Origin of the sequence: Sphingomonas daechungensis (assembly GCF_014489495.1) — a bacterium.
In the GTDB taxonomy this organism is placed as follows: domain Bacteria; phylum Pseudomonadota; class Alphaproteobacteria; order Sphingomonadales; family Sphingomonadaceae; genus Sphingomicrobium; species Sphingomicrobium daechungense.
Genome location: NZ_CP060780.1, coordinates 699,844 through 712,278, shown reverse-complemented (window position 1 = coordinate 712,278; position 12,435 = coordinate 699,844). Strand labels below are relative to the sequence as shown.

15 protein-coding genes, 1 tRNA gene and 2 pseudogenes are annotated in these 12,435 nt (G+C 63.3%); 9 read left to right on the top strand and 9 right to left on the bottom strand.

All coding sequences use genetic code 11. The annotated features are described in order from the left end of the window. Positions 1–11 precede the first annotated feature (11 nt). A tRNA-Leu gene (locus H9L15_RS03735) sits at positions 12–98 on the top strand. Positions 99–171: 73 nt separating this feature from the next. Next, entirely contained in the window at positions 172–1,311 is a 1,140-nt protein-coding gene (locus tag H9L15_RS03730) for a 6-phosphofructokinase (protein ID WP_223276479.1), read from the top strand. On the opposite strand, the pseudogene H9L15_RS03725 reads toward H9L15_RS03730, so the two are convergent. Then, positions 1,308–1,622 (bottom strand): annotated as a pseudogene (locus H9L15_RS03725) (CAP domain-containing protein); the annotation flags it as partial. The gene H9L15_RS03730 and the pseudogene H9L15_RS03725 sit on opposite strands and share 4 nt — an antisense overlap. A 293-nt stretch (positions 1,623–1,915) precedes the next feature. Between H9L15_RS03725 and H9L15_RS03720 the strand changes: the two are divergent. The 5 genes from H9L15_RS03720 to H9L15_RS03700 all read left to right on the top strand — a co-directional run bounded on the left by H9L15_RS03720 (position 1,916) and on the right by H9L15_RS03700 (position 5,802). After that, positions 1,916–2,827: a cation diffusion facilitator family transporter gene (locus H9L15_RS03720; RefSeq protein ID WP_187715202.1), complete on the top strand. Its 912-nt coding sequence runs from the start codon at positions 1,916–1,918 to the stop codon at positions 2,825–2,827. Positions 2,828–2,859: 32 nt separating this feature from the next. Then, the gene (locus H9L15_RS03715; protein WP_187715201.1) at positions 2,860–3,162 is read left to right on the top strand and encodes an antibiotic biosynthesis monooxygenase family protein; all 303 of its coding nucleotides are present in this window, start codon (positions 2,860–2,862) and stop codon (positions 3,160–3,162) included. Beyond that, positions 3,162–3,686 carry a gamma carbonic anhydrase family protein gene (locus H9L15_RS03710; protein ID WP_187715200.1) on the top strand — a complete coding sequence of 175 codons (525 nt, stop codon included), beginning with the start codon at positions 3,162–3,164 and terminating at the stop codon, positions 3,684–3,686. Before H9L15_RS03715 ends, H9L15_RS03710 begins: the two co-directional genes overlap by 1 nt. Positions 3,687–3,723: 37 nt before the next feature. Continuing rightward, positions 3,724–4,416, top strand: coding sequence for a pirin family protein (locus H9L15_RS03705; protein WP_187715199.1), 693 nt, complete (start codon positions 3,724–3,726; stop codon positions 4,414–4,416). A gap of 159 nt (positions 4,417–4,575) precedes the next feature. Beyond that, positions 4,576–5,802 (top strand): hypothetical protein, encoded by a 1,227-nt coding sequence (locus tag H9L15_RS03700; protein WP_223276478.1) that lies wholly within the window; start codon positions 4,576–4,578, stop codon positions 5,800–5,802. On the opposite strand, the gene H9L15_RS03695 is transcribed toward H9L15_RS03700, so the two are convergent. From H9L15_RS03695 to H9L15_RS03660, 8 genes and pseudogenes are all read right to left on the bottom strand, one after another. Continuing rightward, the gene (locus H9L15_RS03695; RefSeq protein ID WP_187715197.1) at positions 5,799–6,209 is read right to left on the bottom strand and encodes a DoxX family protein; all 411 of its coding nucleotides are present in this window, start codon (positions 6,207–6,209) and stop codon (positions 5,799–5,801) included. The genes H9L15_RS03700 and H9L15_RS03695 overlap by 4 nt on opposite strands. Before the next feature lie 26 nt (positions 6,210–6,235). Beyond that, positions 6,236–6,853: a DNA-3-methyladenine glycosylase family protein gene (locus H9L15_RS03690; protein WP_187715196.1), complete on the bottom strand. Its 618-nt coding sequence runs from the start codon at positions 6,851–6,853 to the stop codon at positions 6,236–6,238. Then, positions 6,853–7,596, bottom strand: a complete 744-nt coding sequence (gene rlmB, locus H9L15_RS03685; RefSeq protein WP_187715195.1) for a 23S rRNA (guanosine(2251)-2'-O)-methyltransferase RlmB — start codon at positions 7,594–7,596, stop codon at positions 6,853–6,855. The genes H9L15_RS03690 and rlmB overlap by 1 nt, the downstream gene beginning before the upstream one ends. A 37-nt stretch (positions 7,597–7,633) precedes the next feature. Then, positions 7,634–8,071 (bottom strand): hypothetical protein, encoded by a 438-nt coding sequence (locus H9L15_RS03680; RefSeq protein ID WP_187715194.1) that lies wholly within the window; start codon positions 8,069–8,071, stop codon positions 7,634–7,636. A gap of 45 nt (positions 8,072–8,116) precedes the next feature. Continuing rightward, entirely contained in the window at positions 8,117–8,464 is a 348-nt protein-coding gene (locus H9L15_RS03675) for a hypothetical protein (protein ID WP_187715193.1), read from the bottom strand. A gap of 466 nt (positions 8,465–8,930) precedes the next feature. Continuing rightward, positions 8,931–9,008: pseudogene (locus tag H9L15_RS20125) on the bottom strand (helix-turn-helix domain-containing protein); the annotation flags it as partial. A 277-nt stretch (positions 9,009–9,285) separates the two neighbouring features. After that, positions 9,286–10,065 carry an outer membrane beta-barrel protein gene (locus tag H9L15_RS03665; protein ID WP_187715192.1) on the bottom strand — a complete coding sequence of 260 codons (780 nt, stop codon included), beginning with the start codon at positions 10,063–10,065 and terminating at the stop codon, positions 9,286–9,288. An 82-nt stretch (positions 10,066–10,147) separates the two neighbouring features. Further along, positions 10,148–10,795: a response regulator gene (locus H9L15_RS03660; protein ID WP_187715191.1), complete on the bottom strand. Its 648-nt coding sequence runs from the start codon at positions 10,793–10,795 to the stop codon at positions 10,148–10,150. Positions 10,796–11,029: 234 nt separating this feature from the next. Between H9L15_RS03660 and H9L15_RS03655 the strand changes: the two genes are divergently transcribed. Together H9L15_RS03655 and H9L15_RS03650 are read left to right on the top strand one after the other, a co-directional pair. After that, entirely contained in the window at positions 11,030–11,500 is a 471-nt protein-coding gene (locus H9L15_RS03655) for a YidH family protein (RefSeq protein WP_187715190.1), read from the top strand. Positions 11,501–11,518: 18 nt separating this feature from the next. Beyond that, positions 11,519–12,388 (top strand): hypothetical protein, encoded by an 870-nt coding sequence (locus H9L15_RS03650; protein WP_187715189.1) that lies wholly within the window; start codon positions 11,519–11,521, stop codon positions 12,386–12,388. Positions 12,389–12,435 lie beyond the last annotated feature (47 nt).

The following is a 12,435-nucleotide window of genomic DNA, read 5'->3' as shown; positions in this document are numbered from 1 at the left end:
AATGCTCCTGTGCCCAGGTGGCGGAATTGGTAGACGCACCAGCTTCAGGTGCTGGCGCTCGCAAGGGCGTGGAGGTTCGAGTCCTCTCCTGGGCACCATCGTCACGCGCGGTCATGCCGGGGCTTAACGAGCTGGCGATCCGGATGGCGAGTTGACACACCGGCACCCTAGATGCTGTGCCCGCTCGATGACGAGCGCGGGGGCGAAGTGAAGATCGGAATCCTGACTGGCGGCGGCGATGTCCCGGGACTCAACCCCTGCATTCGCTCGATCACGCTCAATGCCGACGATCTTGGTTGGGAAGTCATCGGCTTCAAACGCGGCTGGCAAGGTGTGCTCGCGATCGACCCGGATGATCCGGCAAGCGTCGCGGCCAATTGCGGTCCGCTAACCCGCGACGGCGTTCGCGGCATCGACCGTATGGGCGGCACCATACTACACACCTCGCGCCTCGATCCGCGCACGATTGCTGACGGCGACAAGACCGCGCAGGTCCTGCAGACGCTACAGCGCCTCGGCGTGGATGCGATGGTCACGCTCGGCGGCGATGGAACGTTGCGCTTTTCGGCGCACCTCTCCCGCCAAGGGTTTCCGGTCGTCTCGATCCCGAAAACGATGGATAACGACGTCTTCGGCACCGATTACTGCATCGGCTTCTCGACAGCGGTCAGCCGCTCGGTCGAAGCGATCAATGCGCTGCGAACGACGGTCGGCAGCCATGAACGCATCGGCATCGTCGAGCTGTTCGGCCGCCGTAGTGGTGAGACCGCGCTTCTCGCCGGCTTCCTTGCGCAGGTCGATCGCACCGTGATTGCGGAGGTTCCCGCCAACCTCGACGTCCTGCTCCCGCTCCTGGCCAGGGACAAGGAAGAGAGCGGCTCCGGCTACGCCATGTGCGTCATCTCTGAAGGGGCGCGGATTGCCGGCGACGGGAATGGCGACGATTCGATGCGATCGCTCCCCGGCAGCGAGCGCGAGGAAATCAGTGTCAGCCGCCGCCTCGGCCGCGCGATCAAGCAGAGGCTGGGGATGGGCACTGTCATCCAGGAACTCGCCTATCTTATGCGGGCCGGCGAGCCCGATGCGATGGACCGCATGGTCGGTCTCGCGTTCGGAGCTCTAGCGGTGCAGCTGGTAGCCCGTAACGAGCATGCCCGAATGGTCGCACTCAAGGACGGCAATTACTGCCACGTGCCGATCGGCACCCTTGAAGAAGGCCAGAAGGTGGTCGACGTTTCGGGCCTGTACGATCCTGCCACCTACCGCGCGAAACTGATGCGCGTGGAGGGTATGCCGATGTTCCTCTATTAAGGAACGATGTTGCCGTCGCGGTTGCCGGGCGGAGAGTAGCGACAAATCAGATAGTCCCAGGTGCCGTCGCGATATATTGCGCAGCCGACGTGGGTCGTCGTCTTCCAGATCATTTGGGTATAGTGCGCGACGTCCGCCCAATTCCCAGACCGGCTGACGTTCGGGAAGGCGCCCGGGAAGAACATCCGCTTCTCGTCGCTCCACGCGGCGACCATCTCGTCGGGGCGGAAGCGGCCCTGCTGGCCCATCCACAAATTCTCGCGCTGGTTCTCGCGCCCTGCTCGGGGTGAGTGCACCAAGTGACCAATCCGCGAGAGCGCCGGACCATAAGACGCCGCTGCAACGGCAAGTCCAGGATCCCATTGGAGGGCGGTGCCCCGACCTCGGCGCGCGCCTCATTGTGCGCCACGAGGATGCGCGCGTTGACCGCGTCCAAACCTGCGGACGTCGCGACATAGGCGGCTGCATCCGCATGCGTCGGCACGAGCGCAACGGCCGCTGCCATGAGCACGATGAAGGGACTGGTCTTCATGCTGCCGACCCTGCCCGCAATTCCTAACCATTCCTAAACGGAAACTTCCTGTTTCGCGGCGGTTGAGCGACCGTGGCCGCTCCCGAATCCCGCCCCGCGATCATTGCCGCGCTCGTCGGGAACCTGCTGATCGCGATCACCAAGGGCATTGCCGCCGCGATCACGGGCAGTTCTGCGATGCTCAGCGAAGCAGTCCACTCGCTGGTCGACACCGGCAACGAAGTCCTGCTTCTCTACGGCCAGTATCGCTCCACCCGTAAGGCGGACGAAATCCATCCGTTCGGGTACGGGCGCGAGCTCTATTTCTGGTGCTTCGTCGTCGCGCTGATGATCTTTGCGTTGGGCGCCGGAATCTCGATCTATGAGGGCGTCGTCCACATCCGGCACCCGGAAGCGATCACGAAGCCGATGATCAACTTCGTCGTCCTCGGCCTGGCGTTCGTGTTTGAAGGCGTGTCCTGGTTCGTCGCCTTCCGCGGCTTCCAGCGAACGCGTGGCGAAGGGTCGTTCTGGCATGTCGTGAGGAACAGCAAGGACCCCACGATCTTCATGGTCCTGTTCGAAGATTCCGCTGCGCTCATCGGGATCGTCATTGCCGCCGTAGGAACCGCGCTCGCCGTGGTGCTGGAGGCGCCGTGGATCGACGGCACGGCCTCGATCCTCATCGGTTTCGTGCTCGCGGCCGTCGCCATCGTCCTCGCGAGGGAGAGCAAGAATCTTCTCATCGGTGAGCGGGCCGACCCGGAACTTCAAAAGGCCATTCGCGAGGCCGCGGACCGCGAGCCTTGCGTCCGGAGCGTGAGGCGCATCCTCACTACGCACATGGCGCCGGACCAGGTCATCGCAACAATGGACGTGGAGTTCGACGACGACCTGACAATCCCGGCCGTCGAAAAGCTCATAGGCCGCATCGAAGGCGGGCTTCGCGACCGCCACCCAGAGCTGTCGCGGGTGTTCATTCGTCCCGAGCCCCGCTGCGGGTGACTTGAACCGCCGCCCGCGTGTAAATGCGGCTGATGACCCATGCACGCGTCTGGAGATTCAGGCCGCCATCCGGCCGGGAACAGGAGTTCGAACAAGCCTATTCCGGGACCGGCCACTGGGCAAAGCTGTTCGAGAAGGCACCCGGCTATCGCGGCACGGTGTTGCTCCGGCCGTCACGCTTGGACGATTGGTGGCTGACGATCGACCGATGGGAAAGCGAAGAGCATTTCAAAGCCTTCGAGCGCGATTTCGGCGTCCAGTATCGTGGCCTCGACCAAGAGCTGGAAGGCGTTGCTGGTGACGAAGACTTCGTCGGCGCGTTCGAGGAAGATTGATGCCGCTCTACGAAATCGATGGCCTGGCTCCGCAACTGGGCGAGGGCGCCTGGGCCGCCCCTTCGGCCGACCTGATCGGCGACGTCCGACTCTCGGCCCGCGCCAGCGTCTGGTTCGGGGCCGTGATCCGCGCCGACAACACGCCGATCGTCTTGGGCGAGGAAACGAACTTCCAGGATGGCGCGATCGGGCATTCCGATCCCGGCGCTCCGCTGACGATCGGCGCCCGCGTAACGGTCGGTCATCAGGCGATTCTGCATGGCTGCACCGTCTCCGACGACTGTTTGATCGGGATGGGGGCAAGGGTGCTCAACGGCGCATTCCTCGGCCCGGGGTGCCTGGTCGGAGCGAACGCGCTGATCACCGAAGGGAAGCGTTTCGTAGACGGCGGATTGATCGTCGGTGCGCCAGCGCGTCTCATCCGCCCGCTCACTGACCAGGAGAAGGTGGGGCTGCGGCTATCCGCCGCCCATTACGCCGAAAAGGCAGGTCGTTACGCGGCCGGGCTGAAGGCACACCGATGACACTTGAAGCACTTCGTGGAGGGGCCACTTTCACTCCATGATCGACATCCGCAAATTTGATTCGCTGGGCCATGCCAACCACGGCTGGCTCGATGCCCGCCACCATTTCTCGTTCGCGAACTACTACGATCCGAGCCGCATGGGCTGGGGCAAGATTCGCGTGTGGAACGACGACAAGATTGCCGCAAAGTCGGGTTTCCCGCCGCATCCGCATCGCGACATGGAGATCATCACCTATGTCCGCACCGGCGCGATCACCCATCAGGATTCCATGGGCAACAAAGGCCGGACGGGAGCCGGCGACGTGCAGGTGATGAGCGCCGGAACGGGCGTCACCCACGCCGAGTATAATCTCGAGGACGAGGACACGACGCTCTTCCAGATCTGGATCGAGACGGACAAGCCGAACGCGCAACCGAGCTGGGGTGCCATGCCGTTTCCGAAGGAAAGCCGCGAGGGCCAGTTCCAGCTGCTTGCCAGCGGGCATGACGACGACGGCGTTCTGCACATCAATTCGGATGCGCGGATCCTGGGCGCGACGCTCAAGGCCGGCGAAACGCTCGAGTATGACGCCGATCCGGAGCGGCACCTCTACCTCGTTCCAAGCGCCAAGGTGGCGGTGAACGGCACGCCTGCCGAGAAGCGGGATGGAGTCGCAATCACCGGTGTCGACAAGGTCACCGTGCAGGCCGAGGAAGACGCCGAGCTGGTACTCGTCGACGCGCGCTAAGTTTCGAGGAAATCCGCCACTTTCATCGCCAGTCGCTTGCGGTTCATCCACCATGTGCTTGAATCGCGCGCGATTGGACGTCAAAGCGCCGGAGTCGCCGCGAGCGAATGCGGGCGGCTCCAGCCAGATATGCGGGTGAGAATGAGGGTAGGATTGCGCTTGAGTTCGGCGGCCATCGCGCTTGCGGTGGGCCTTGGAGCGCCGGCGCACGCCCAGAATCAGGCGGACTCCACCTCGATTCCGGTCCTGGCGCCGCCATCGCCTCGCAACGACGACGCCGTCGGACCGGCGCAGCTGCGCGACTTTTCGCTCAACGGAACGGTTACCCGTCAGGCCGATGCCCCGGCGACTGCGCCTCCGCGACCAGCGGAGCGGCAGACCGCGACCGCTGCCGCGCCTGCGACGCAGGGCCAGGCCACGCCCGCTACGAGCGCGCCGCGTCCGGCGCCCTCCGCAGTTGCAACCAGATCCAACGAAGGCTCGGCGCCTGCTACGCCCTCCGCGCCTTCAACAAGCGCCTTCAGTTTCCCGCCGCCGACACCGGCGAATAATCAGCCGGCATCATTCGGCCCGAGCGCGATCCCTTCGACCGCCTCCTTGCCGGCGGCGGAGCCGTTCGCGACGTCGGAAGCCAACCTGCTGTCCAAGTGGCCATGGTTCCTGGCGTTCCTGACTGCGGCCGGCGCCGCGCTATGGTATTTCCGCAGGCATCGGACCGATCGCTACGCGTTCGCAGGCGCGGAGAGCTCAGCGTTCGAACTGAGCCCTCAGCCCGCGCCGCCACGCGCAGCGCCTCGGCCCGAACCCGGTCCCCGCCCGCCCGTGCCAGCCGCATCGCCCAAACCCGCGACGCCGGCAGCGGGAATCGTCTCGACGCGTCTTCGTCCGTGGCTCGACATCGATTTCTCGCCGGAAGCGGCAATCGTCGATGAGGAGAAGGGCTCCATCCAGTTCGAGGTCACGATCTACAATTCCGGCAGCGCGCCAGCTCGCGACGTCCTTGTCGAAGCGGCCATGTTCAATGCCGGGCCGGATCAGGACGAGGTCATTGGCCAGTTCTTCGAGCGCCCGTCGGCCAGCGGCGAGGGGGTCGCCATTCCTCCCCTCCAGAGCATGAGCTTCCGCAGTCTCGTCACCTTGCCGCGCGACCAGCTCCGAATCTTCGAGGTCGAGGGCCGCTCACTGTTCGTCCCTCTGGTCGGCTTCAATGCCAGTTACCGCTGGAGCGGCGGACAGGGACAGACGTCGACGAGCTTCCTCGTTGGCCGCAATACCAACGGCGAGAAGATGGGCCCCTTCCGCGTCGACCAGGGGCGAAGACATTCCGCGGGCTTGCGGCGCGTGCGCATACGCTACGCGTCCGCAAGTAGACCGCCTCAGCCTTAGCTGACCTCAATCGCCCGCTTGTCGCCCTCGATGCTGAGAGCGCCCGGTCCGCGGAACACCAGGTAGAGGAAGACGAAGCAATACAGGATCGCCGCGTCGCCCATGTTGTTGACCGGGAAGAAATCCTGCGGCGCATGCGCGAGGAAGTACGCGACCGCCATTGTGCCTGACGCGACAAACGCGGCGGGGCGGGTGAGCCAGCCGACGGTGATCAAGAATCCGCAAATAAGCTCGATGACCCCGGCATAGGCCGGCGGGCCGGCAAAGGTCCAACCGAACCCGGCCATCTTGCCAGGCGGAAAGGACAGGAACTTCTGCAACCCGTGCTCGAGGAAGAGCAGCCCGCTCATGATCCGCAGAAGCCCGAGGGCAATCGGTTCGTAACGGGAAAGCTTGGCTGCGTTCATCTTGTCCTCCGCTTGGTCGCGCGTTCCTACAAGACCGCAGAATTGTAGCTGTGCCAAGCCAGAACGGCGGCAGCCCCGCGATGCGGGCGCCAGCCCTCGGCGAGCTCCCGCAGCTGCTTCTCGCTGGGCTTTTCTGGAAGGCCGAGCAACCGGCCAAGCTCCACGACAACCGCGAGATCGCCTGCGGGGAAGACGTCCCGGCGTCCCTCGGCGAACAGCAAGTAGATTTCCGCAGACCAGCGGCCGATCCCCTTGATACGGGTCAGGAGGGCAATCGCTTCCTCATCGTCGGCCGGGAGATTGTCGAGGTCGAGGTCTCCCGATAGCACCAGTTCGGCGAGGCTGCGGATGTATCCCGCTTTCTGCCGCGACATTCCTGCGGCACGCATTTCCTCATCGCTCGCGGCGAGAAGCTTCATCAAATCGGGCGGAGAGCCGAACGCGGCCTCCAGCTTGTTCCACATCGACCGGGCGGCGGCGACGCTGACCTGTTGGCCGACGATAGTGCGAAGCAAGGTCACGGCACCAGGCGGGCTACTGCGGGGCTCCGGATGACCATGACGGTCGATGACCGTGGCGAAAGCGGGCTCGCGTCTCGACAGTTCGTCGATGCTTTCCCGAAGCGTGTCGGCGGTCCGGACCATCAGGCAACACTCGCTGCGTAAAGGGCGACCGCGGCCGCGTTGGAAACGTTCAGGCTCTCGATTGAATCAGTGATCGGGAGGCGCGCCACAGCATCGCAATGCTCGCGAGTATTGTGGCGCAAACCTGGCCCTTCGGCACCCAGGACCAGCGCCACACGTGGCGGACCGAGCGCGTCCTTCAGGTCTGCATCAGCTTCACCGGCAAGCGCAATCCGCCAGAACCCCGCTTCGCCGATCTGCTCCAGCGCGCGCGAAAGGTTGACCACGCGGACCCACGGAACGCGCTCCAGAGCGCCCGATGCGGCCTTGGCCAGTGCTCCGCTCTCCGGTGGTGAATGCCGATCTTGGGTGACGATCCCAATCGCCCCAAAGGCCGCAGCCGAACGAAGGATTGCGCCGACATTGTGAGGGTCCGTGACTTGGTCGAGAACCAGCAGAACCGCTCGCTCCGGAGCGTCCGCCAGCACATCGTCGAGCCAGGCATCCTCCAGCGGCTCAAGCTCGATGACGACGCCCTGGTGGGGAGCGTCGTGCGGAACCAGGCGACCGAGGTCGGGAGCCTCGGCAAGAGTGACCGGCACATCTTTGGGGAATTGCATGAAGCCGGCGGCTTCACGCGTCGCCCAGGCTTTCAGGATTTTCCGGTCGGGATTGTCGAGCGCGGCCGCGACCGCGTGCTTACCCCAGAAGCGGGGTCGGTTGGCCGATCCGTGGCTTTGGTGCGACTTCTTGCGGCGCGACATGGCCGCGCAATGGGGCCGGCCGCGTGGCAGTGCAACCCTAGGCTGTTGCTTGCGCCCCCGGCCGGATCGCACGACGCCGCCGGCTGCTCCGCCAGGTCCCGAGGACGATGACCATGAAGATGGGATACGCCCAGAAGCGCGCGGCCGCCCCGTAGGCTTGGGGCATAAGGTCGAGTTGCACCGCCTTCATCGCGTGCGCGCCTACGGTCGTGAGTTGCAGTCCCGCGAGCCACAGAGGCCAGAACCTCTCGGACCTTAGTGCGATCAGTGCGAATCCGGCGAAGGTCACGGCATCGACCAGGAAAATCCCCATCTCGACCTGCTCGTAAGCACCCTTGCGGACGTATACGAGGTGAGTGGCGATGGTCGCGGCGATGCACAGGACCGCCGCGATCCGCTCGTCCGCGCGCCCGCGCCAGAACGCAAAGACGCTGACAAGAATCAGGATCGCCCAGTAGGTGGATGGACTCAACATCAGGAAACAGCCGGCCCAGCCTGCAACCGGGCCGGCACGTCCATGTCAAGCAACGATGCGGAGATCGGCAAAGCCGGTCTTCTGGTCTGGGCACTGGTCGCCGTCGCCGAAGGATACGGTGCGAAGTCCGGGGACCTTCCCCTTCGCTTCGGCGAGCGCCGAGTGGCAGCCGACAACGGAGCCACGTGCTCCGACGAGGCCGTTCACCGCGGCTGCCAGTTCCTCGAGAACCGGGTGCACCGCGCCGAAGCCGACGCGAGCAACGGAATTTGCACGCATGATCCTCGCTTGCAGCTCGGCGATTTCGGCGAGTGCGGCATCGATCGTGTCTTCAACCGCACGGACCTGGGTTGCGACTTCATGAGCGGCGTTTTCAATCTGTTGCTTACGCATGATTACTCCTTCTCCGACGCGGCATCACCCCGCGGAGCTGTTTGAATCGGAACGAAGCGCAGGCTGGCGGTTAGCCCCTCAAGAGCCTGGCGAGGCTTTCAAGACCGGCGAGATACATGCCGGCCGAAAAGGCCGCACCAGTCGCAATCAGGAAGATCCAGAGCAGCCGAAGCCCGACGCTCATCTCATTCCGGGGATGACTCCTCGTTGCGAACGGCAAAGGCAGGGAAGACCAGGAAGACTCAGGCCTCTGCTCGGTTTTGAGACCCACATCCCCGGCCGTCCCTGCACGATCAGCGTGCCGAATCTGATTGCTGACCGCCCCGTTGGATTGGCGGGCGTCCGGACGTGCCTCAATGTGCGGCGATTGATGTATCAAACGCTGATATGGCGCATGATGCCCAGCGACCATGCGGGCCGCTTGCGTGCGCCGCTCCACCCCAAGCGTTTGCAGCGCAATGCGGATGCGCTGGTCCACGGTGTGCGGAGAGATATTCAGCTCCGCCGCAATCTCTTTCGATGACAGGTGCTGATCGACAAGCAACAGGCAATCGAGCTGGCCCTGCGTCAGCTTCGCAAGCCGCGCCGCGATGGCCCATTTCCGTCGTCAGGATCATGCGATCCCGCGGGAACGTTCACTAAAATTCCTTCCGAGCTGACCGCTCCATAACCTCGGGGAGCATTTGAGTCCGCCTCAATTAATGCGATTTGTTCGATTTGGACAATTCCGTAGGGTCAATTTCTGGCTAACTAATGTTGCCAACGAAGCTCGATCACCGGACGCCGCGCGGCGGTGAGAGGAACTGCGGCAGTTCAATCAGTCAGAAAGCAGCTGTCACGTAGAGTGCAGGGCCCCGGAAGCGATATCGAACCGCGCCGTCGAACTTGTCCTTGGTGAGGTCAAGGCGATACTTCAGGAAGCGATAGCCGACGCCGACCCCGAAATTTCGCGTGGCTTTCCATTCCACGTTCGCTTCCGCGTCGGTCAGCCCACCTTTGAAATCGTCGATCTTCAGCTGGAAGTAATTTGCTCGCGCGCCAATCTTGAAGTCGCGGCCCACCTTGACGCTGCCGAACAGTCCGGCGTTCGGAAGAGGTGCGAAGGTGCTTCGCCGTTCATCGCGCTGCACGAGAATCCCGCTGCCGCCGACGCTGCCCTGACCTTCGACCGATACCAGGAAGTTCGTCAGGTGCGCGCCAAGTGAAATGCCAACTTCGGCCTTGTCATTCCTGACCGCGGACCAGCCGAACTGAACCTTGTACAGGTTCGAGCGAACCCGGCCGGAAACGGCTGCGTTCAATGGGAATGTCGTGTCGCCGATCTGGATCGAACGGTCGAGGGTCTTGCTGTTTTCGCGGTCAAGTCGCTGGTATTCCGCACTGACTTTCCATCGGCGAGCGAAACGATATTCGCCCTCGAAAAACAGGATATCGGGGCCGCGCTCGAACCCAAGGTCTCTCTCGAAGACCACGTCCTGCGAATTGAGGGTTGCATTGGGATCTACCCGCACCAGGGTGTGGACCCTCGCGATGAGTACGCCAGCGCGTAGGTTGAAGGAGGGATCGGTTTCAGCCGCGGCTGCAGGCGACGCGATCGCCACGGCGAAAAACGCCAGCGACGAGCAACAGATCCGTCTTAGTGAATGCGGGCATCGGGTTCTCGACATAGCTTTCCGCCCTTCGTCATGCCTGCACGAGACGGTTCCGGATTGCGTAGCGAACAAGGTCGGCTGTCGTCCGCAGCTTCAGCTTGTGCATGGCGCTCGCGCGGTGGGTTTCAACCGTCTTGATGCTGATGTTCAGGAGACCCGCTATCTCCTTGTTGATCCGGCCCTCCGCGATCAGCTGCACGACCTCGCGTTCGCGATGGGTCAGGCTCCTCGTCGCGGAGTCCGGCTTGATTGCCAGGAACTTGTGAAGCAGCGTCTCGGAGACCGAACCCGAAAAATAGGGCCTGCGAACCGAAAGAGCGTCGAGTGCAGCCACCAAGTGCTTTTCAGTGTCGGACTTCAGGACGAACCCGCGAACACCGGCCCTCAGGACCTCGGCAATCACGTCTTCCCGGTCGTGCATTGTGTAAAGGAGGATTTCGATCCGCGGCACGTTCTTCTTGAGCTCATGCGCGAGATCCAGCCCATTGAGCGCCGGCAGTGAGTAATCGATGATCGCGATGTCGGGCTTCGTCTCGATCGCAAGCTCAAGGCCCTCGCGGCCATTGCCCGATTCGCCGACGATCTCAAAATGCGGACGCGAATCGAGGACAGCCCGAACTCCGCGTCTCACAGCGTCGTGATCGTCGATGATGATGATTCGGCGTACGGGACTCGTCATAGTGATGCGATCCTCGACCCTCCCAAGCACGATGCGACATGCTGCACTGCGACCGGCTTAGCGCCTCAAACCGTCAGGCTTGTATCAGGATAATCCCGTGCCTTCGCGAATTCCGGTCCTGAAATTCGATCGAGTCTGCGCGATGCAGTCGTGCCACCGAAAAGTCAGGGCTATCCCGATAGTGGCCCGGAGTCAGCCCACGTATCCCCGCTCAATGAACACGGGGGAAACCACTTGGCACATACGCCCAAGCCGTTGGAAAGCCTGATTGGCGGTGACAACGGGACCGAACTCGCAGCACAGCGGACTGCCATGTCGTTCGACCGAACCGCGCTCGCGAGCGACAGAACGCTTATGGCTGGGGTACGCACTTCGTTCGCGTTGATCGGCTTCGGCTTCACGATCTTCCAGTTCCTTCACACGCTGAACGACCGTTTCGTGAACGGGTCGATCCCGGCCGGTGCACCACAGCGGTTCGGGCTCACGCTCATTTCGCTTGGCGTCATCCTGCTTGTCCTGGCCATTCTCAGCCACCGTTCGCAGACGCGTGTCCGCCGGCTACGCAGGGAGCAGCTCGTAGAGCGAGGCCTGATCAGGAGCGTGGAGGACAACAGCGTCAATGGCGCGATGGTCATCGCCATCCTGCTGCTCGTGACCGGCCTGCTGGCGCTCCTCAGGGTCGCCGCCAGCATCGGTCCCTTCTGAGCTAAGAGGAACCAGGACATGGGTGCTCCCCCGCTACTCCTATGGGGACTGAAACTCGCGATCATGACTTTGGTCGCTTGTGGCGCGATGCAGGCGAATTGGCGATCGGTGATCGAAGCCATTTTGAAGCCTGTATGGCTGCCTCGCGCCGTGCTCGCAGTGAACCTCGCGGTTCCTTTAGCCGGGCTGATCATGTGCTTGATCCTGCCCATCGATCCGATGGTCAAAATCGCCATCATGGTGATGGCTGCGTCTCCATTGGCGCCGCCGATTTCCCTGAAGTTGGTCCGTGCGGCCGATAACGCCTCCAGCGTGGAAGCGCACTTTGCGCTAATCACGCTCCTGGCCATTCTGTTCGTGCCGGTCACGGTCGCCTTGACGAGCAAGCTGATCGGGCTTGAGGTTTCCGCACCGATTCAGGGCGTGGCGCAGATCTCGGTCCTGCTGTTGATCCTGCCAATGGCGATCGGTGTAACCATCGGGACTTTGCTTCCGGCGCTCGCCGAGCGGGTCGCAAAGCCGCTGGCGGTCGGCGCCTACATCGTGCTGTTCGCATTGGCCCTGCCGATCCTGTTCATGCAGGCGGGAAGCATGGTGCAGCTGGCGGGTGACGGCACGATATTCGCGATGGTCGCAATCACTCTGGTCGCGGCAGCGGCGGGTCACTTGCTTGGCGGCCCGAAGCCGGAGGGCAGGTTCCTGTTGGCTTCAGCAGCCATCGTCCGTCATCCGGGTATTGCTCTCTGGGTGATCAATTCCAACGGTCTGGACCGAAGGTCGGTGACGGCTGTCTTCCTGTTTCTGGTCATCAATCTAATCGTCGCCGCCGTCTATCAGCGGTGGGCCAAGGGTCGCGAAGCCGCCGCCGGGACGGCGCTCGCTGGATGACCACTCACAACTTCTTGTGCCGTCCTCGGGTTTCCCCCGATGATTCG

Excerpts from the sequence above, each read along its gene's own strand:
- H9L15_RS03730 (WP_223276479.1), top strand. The coding sequence starts at position 172 with ATGCTGTGCCCGCTCGATGACGAGCGCGGGGGCGAAGTGAAGATCGGA.
- H9L15_RS03715 (WP_187715201.1), top strand. The coding sequence starts at position 2,860 with ATGACCCATGCACGCGTCTGGAGATTCAGGCCGCCATCCGGCCGGGAA.
- H9L15_RS03710 (WP_187715200.1), top strand. The coding sequence starts at position 3,162 with ATGCCGCTCTACGAAATCGATGGCCTGGCTCCGCAACTGGGCGAGGGC.
- H9L15_RS03705 (WP_187715199.1), top strand. The coding sequence starts at position 3,724 with ATGATCGACATCCGCAAATTTGATTCGCTGGGCCATGCCAACCACGGC.
- H9L15_RS03695 (WP_187715197.1), bottom strand. The coding sequence starts at position 6,209 with ATGAACGCAGCCAAGCTTTCCCGTTACGAACCGATTGCCCTCGGGCTT.
- H9L15_RS03690 (WP_187715196.1), bottom strand. The coding sequence starts at position 6,853 with ATGGTCCGGACCGCCGACACGCTTCGGGAAAGCATCGACGAACTGTCG.
- rlmB (WP_187715195.1), bottom strand. The coding sequence starts at position 7,596 with ATGTCGCGCCGCAAGAAGTCGCACCAAAGCCACGGATCGGCCAACCGA.
- H9L15_RS03680 (WP_187715194.1), bottom strand. The coding sequence starts at position 8,071 with ATGTTGAGTCCATCCACCTACTGGGCGATCCTGATTCTTGTCAGCGTC.
- H9L15_RS03675 (WP_187715193.1), bottom strand. The coding sequence starts at position 8,464 with ATGCGTAAGCAACAGATTGAAAACGCCGCTCATGAAGTCGCAACCCAG.
- H9L15_RS03660 (WP_187715191.1), bottom strand. The coding sequence starts at position 10,795 with ATGACGAGTCCCGTACGCCGAATCATCATCATCGACGATCACGACGCT.
- H9L15_RS03650 (WP_187715189.1), top strand. The coding sequence starts at position 11,519 with ATGGGTGCTCCCCCGCTACTCCTATGGGGACTGAAACTCGCGATCATG.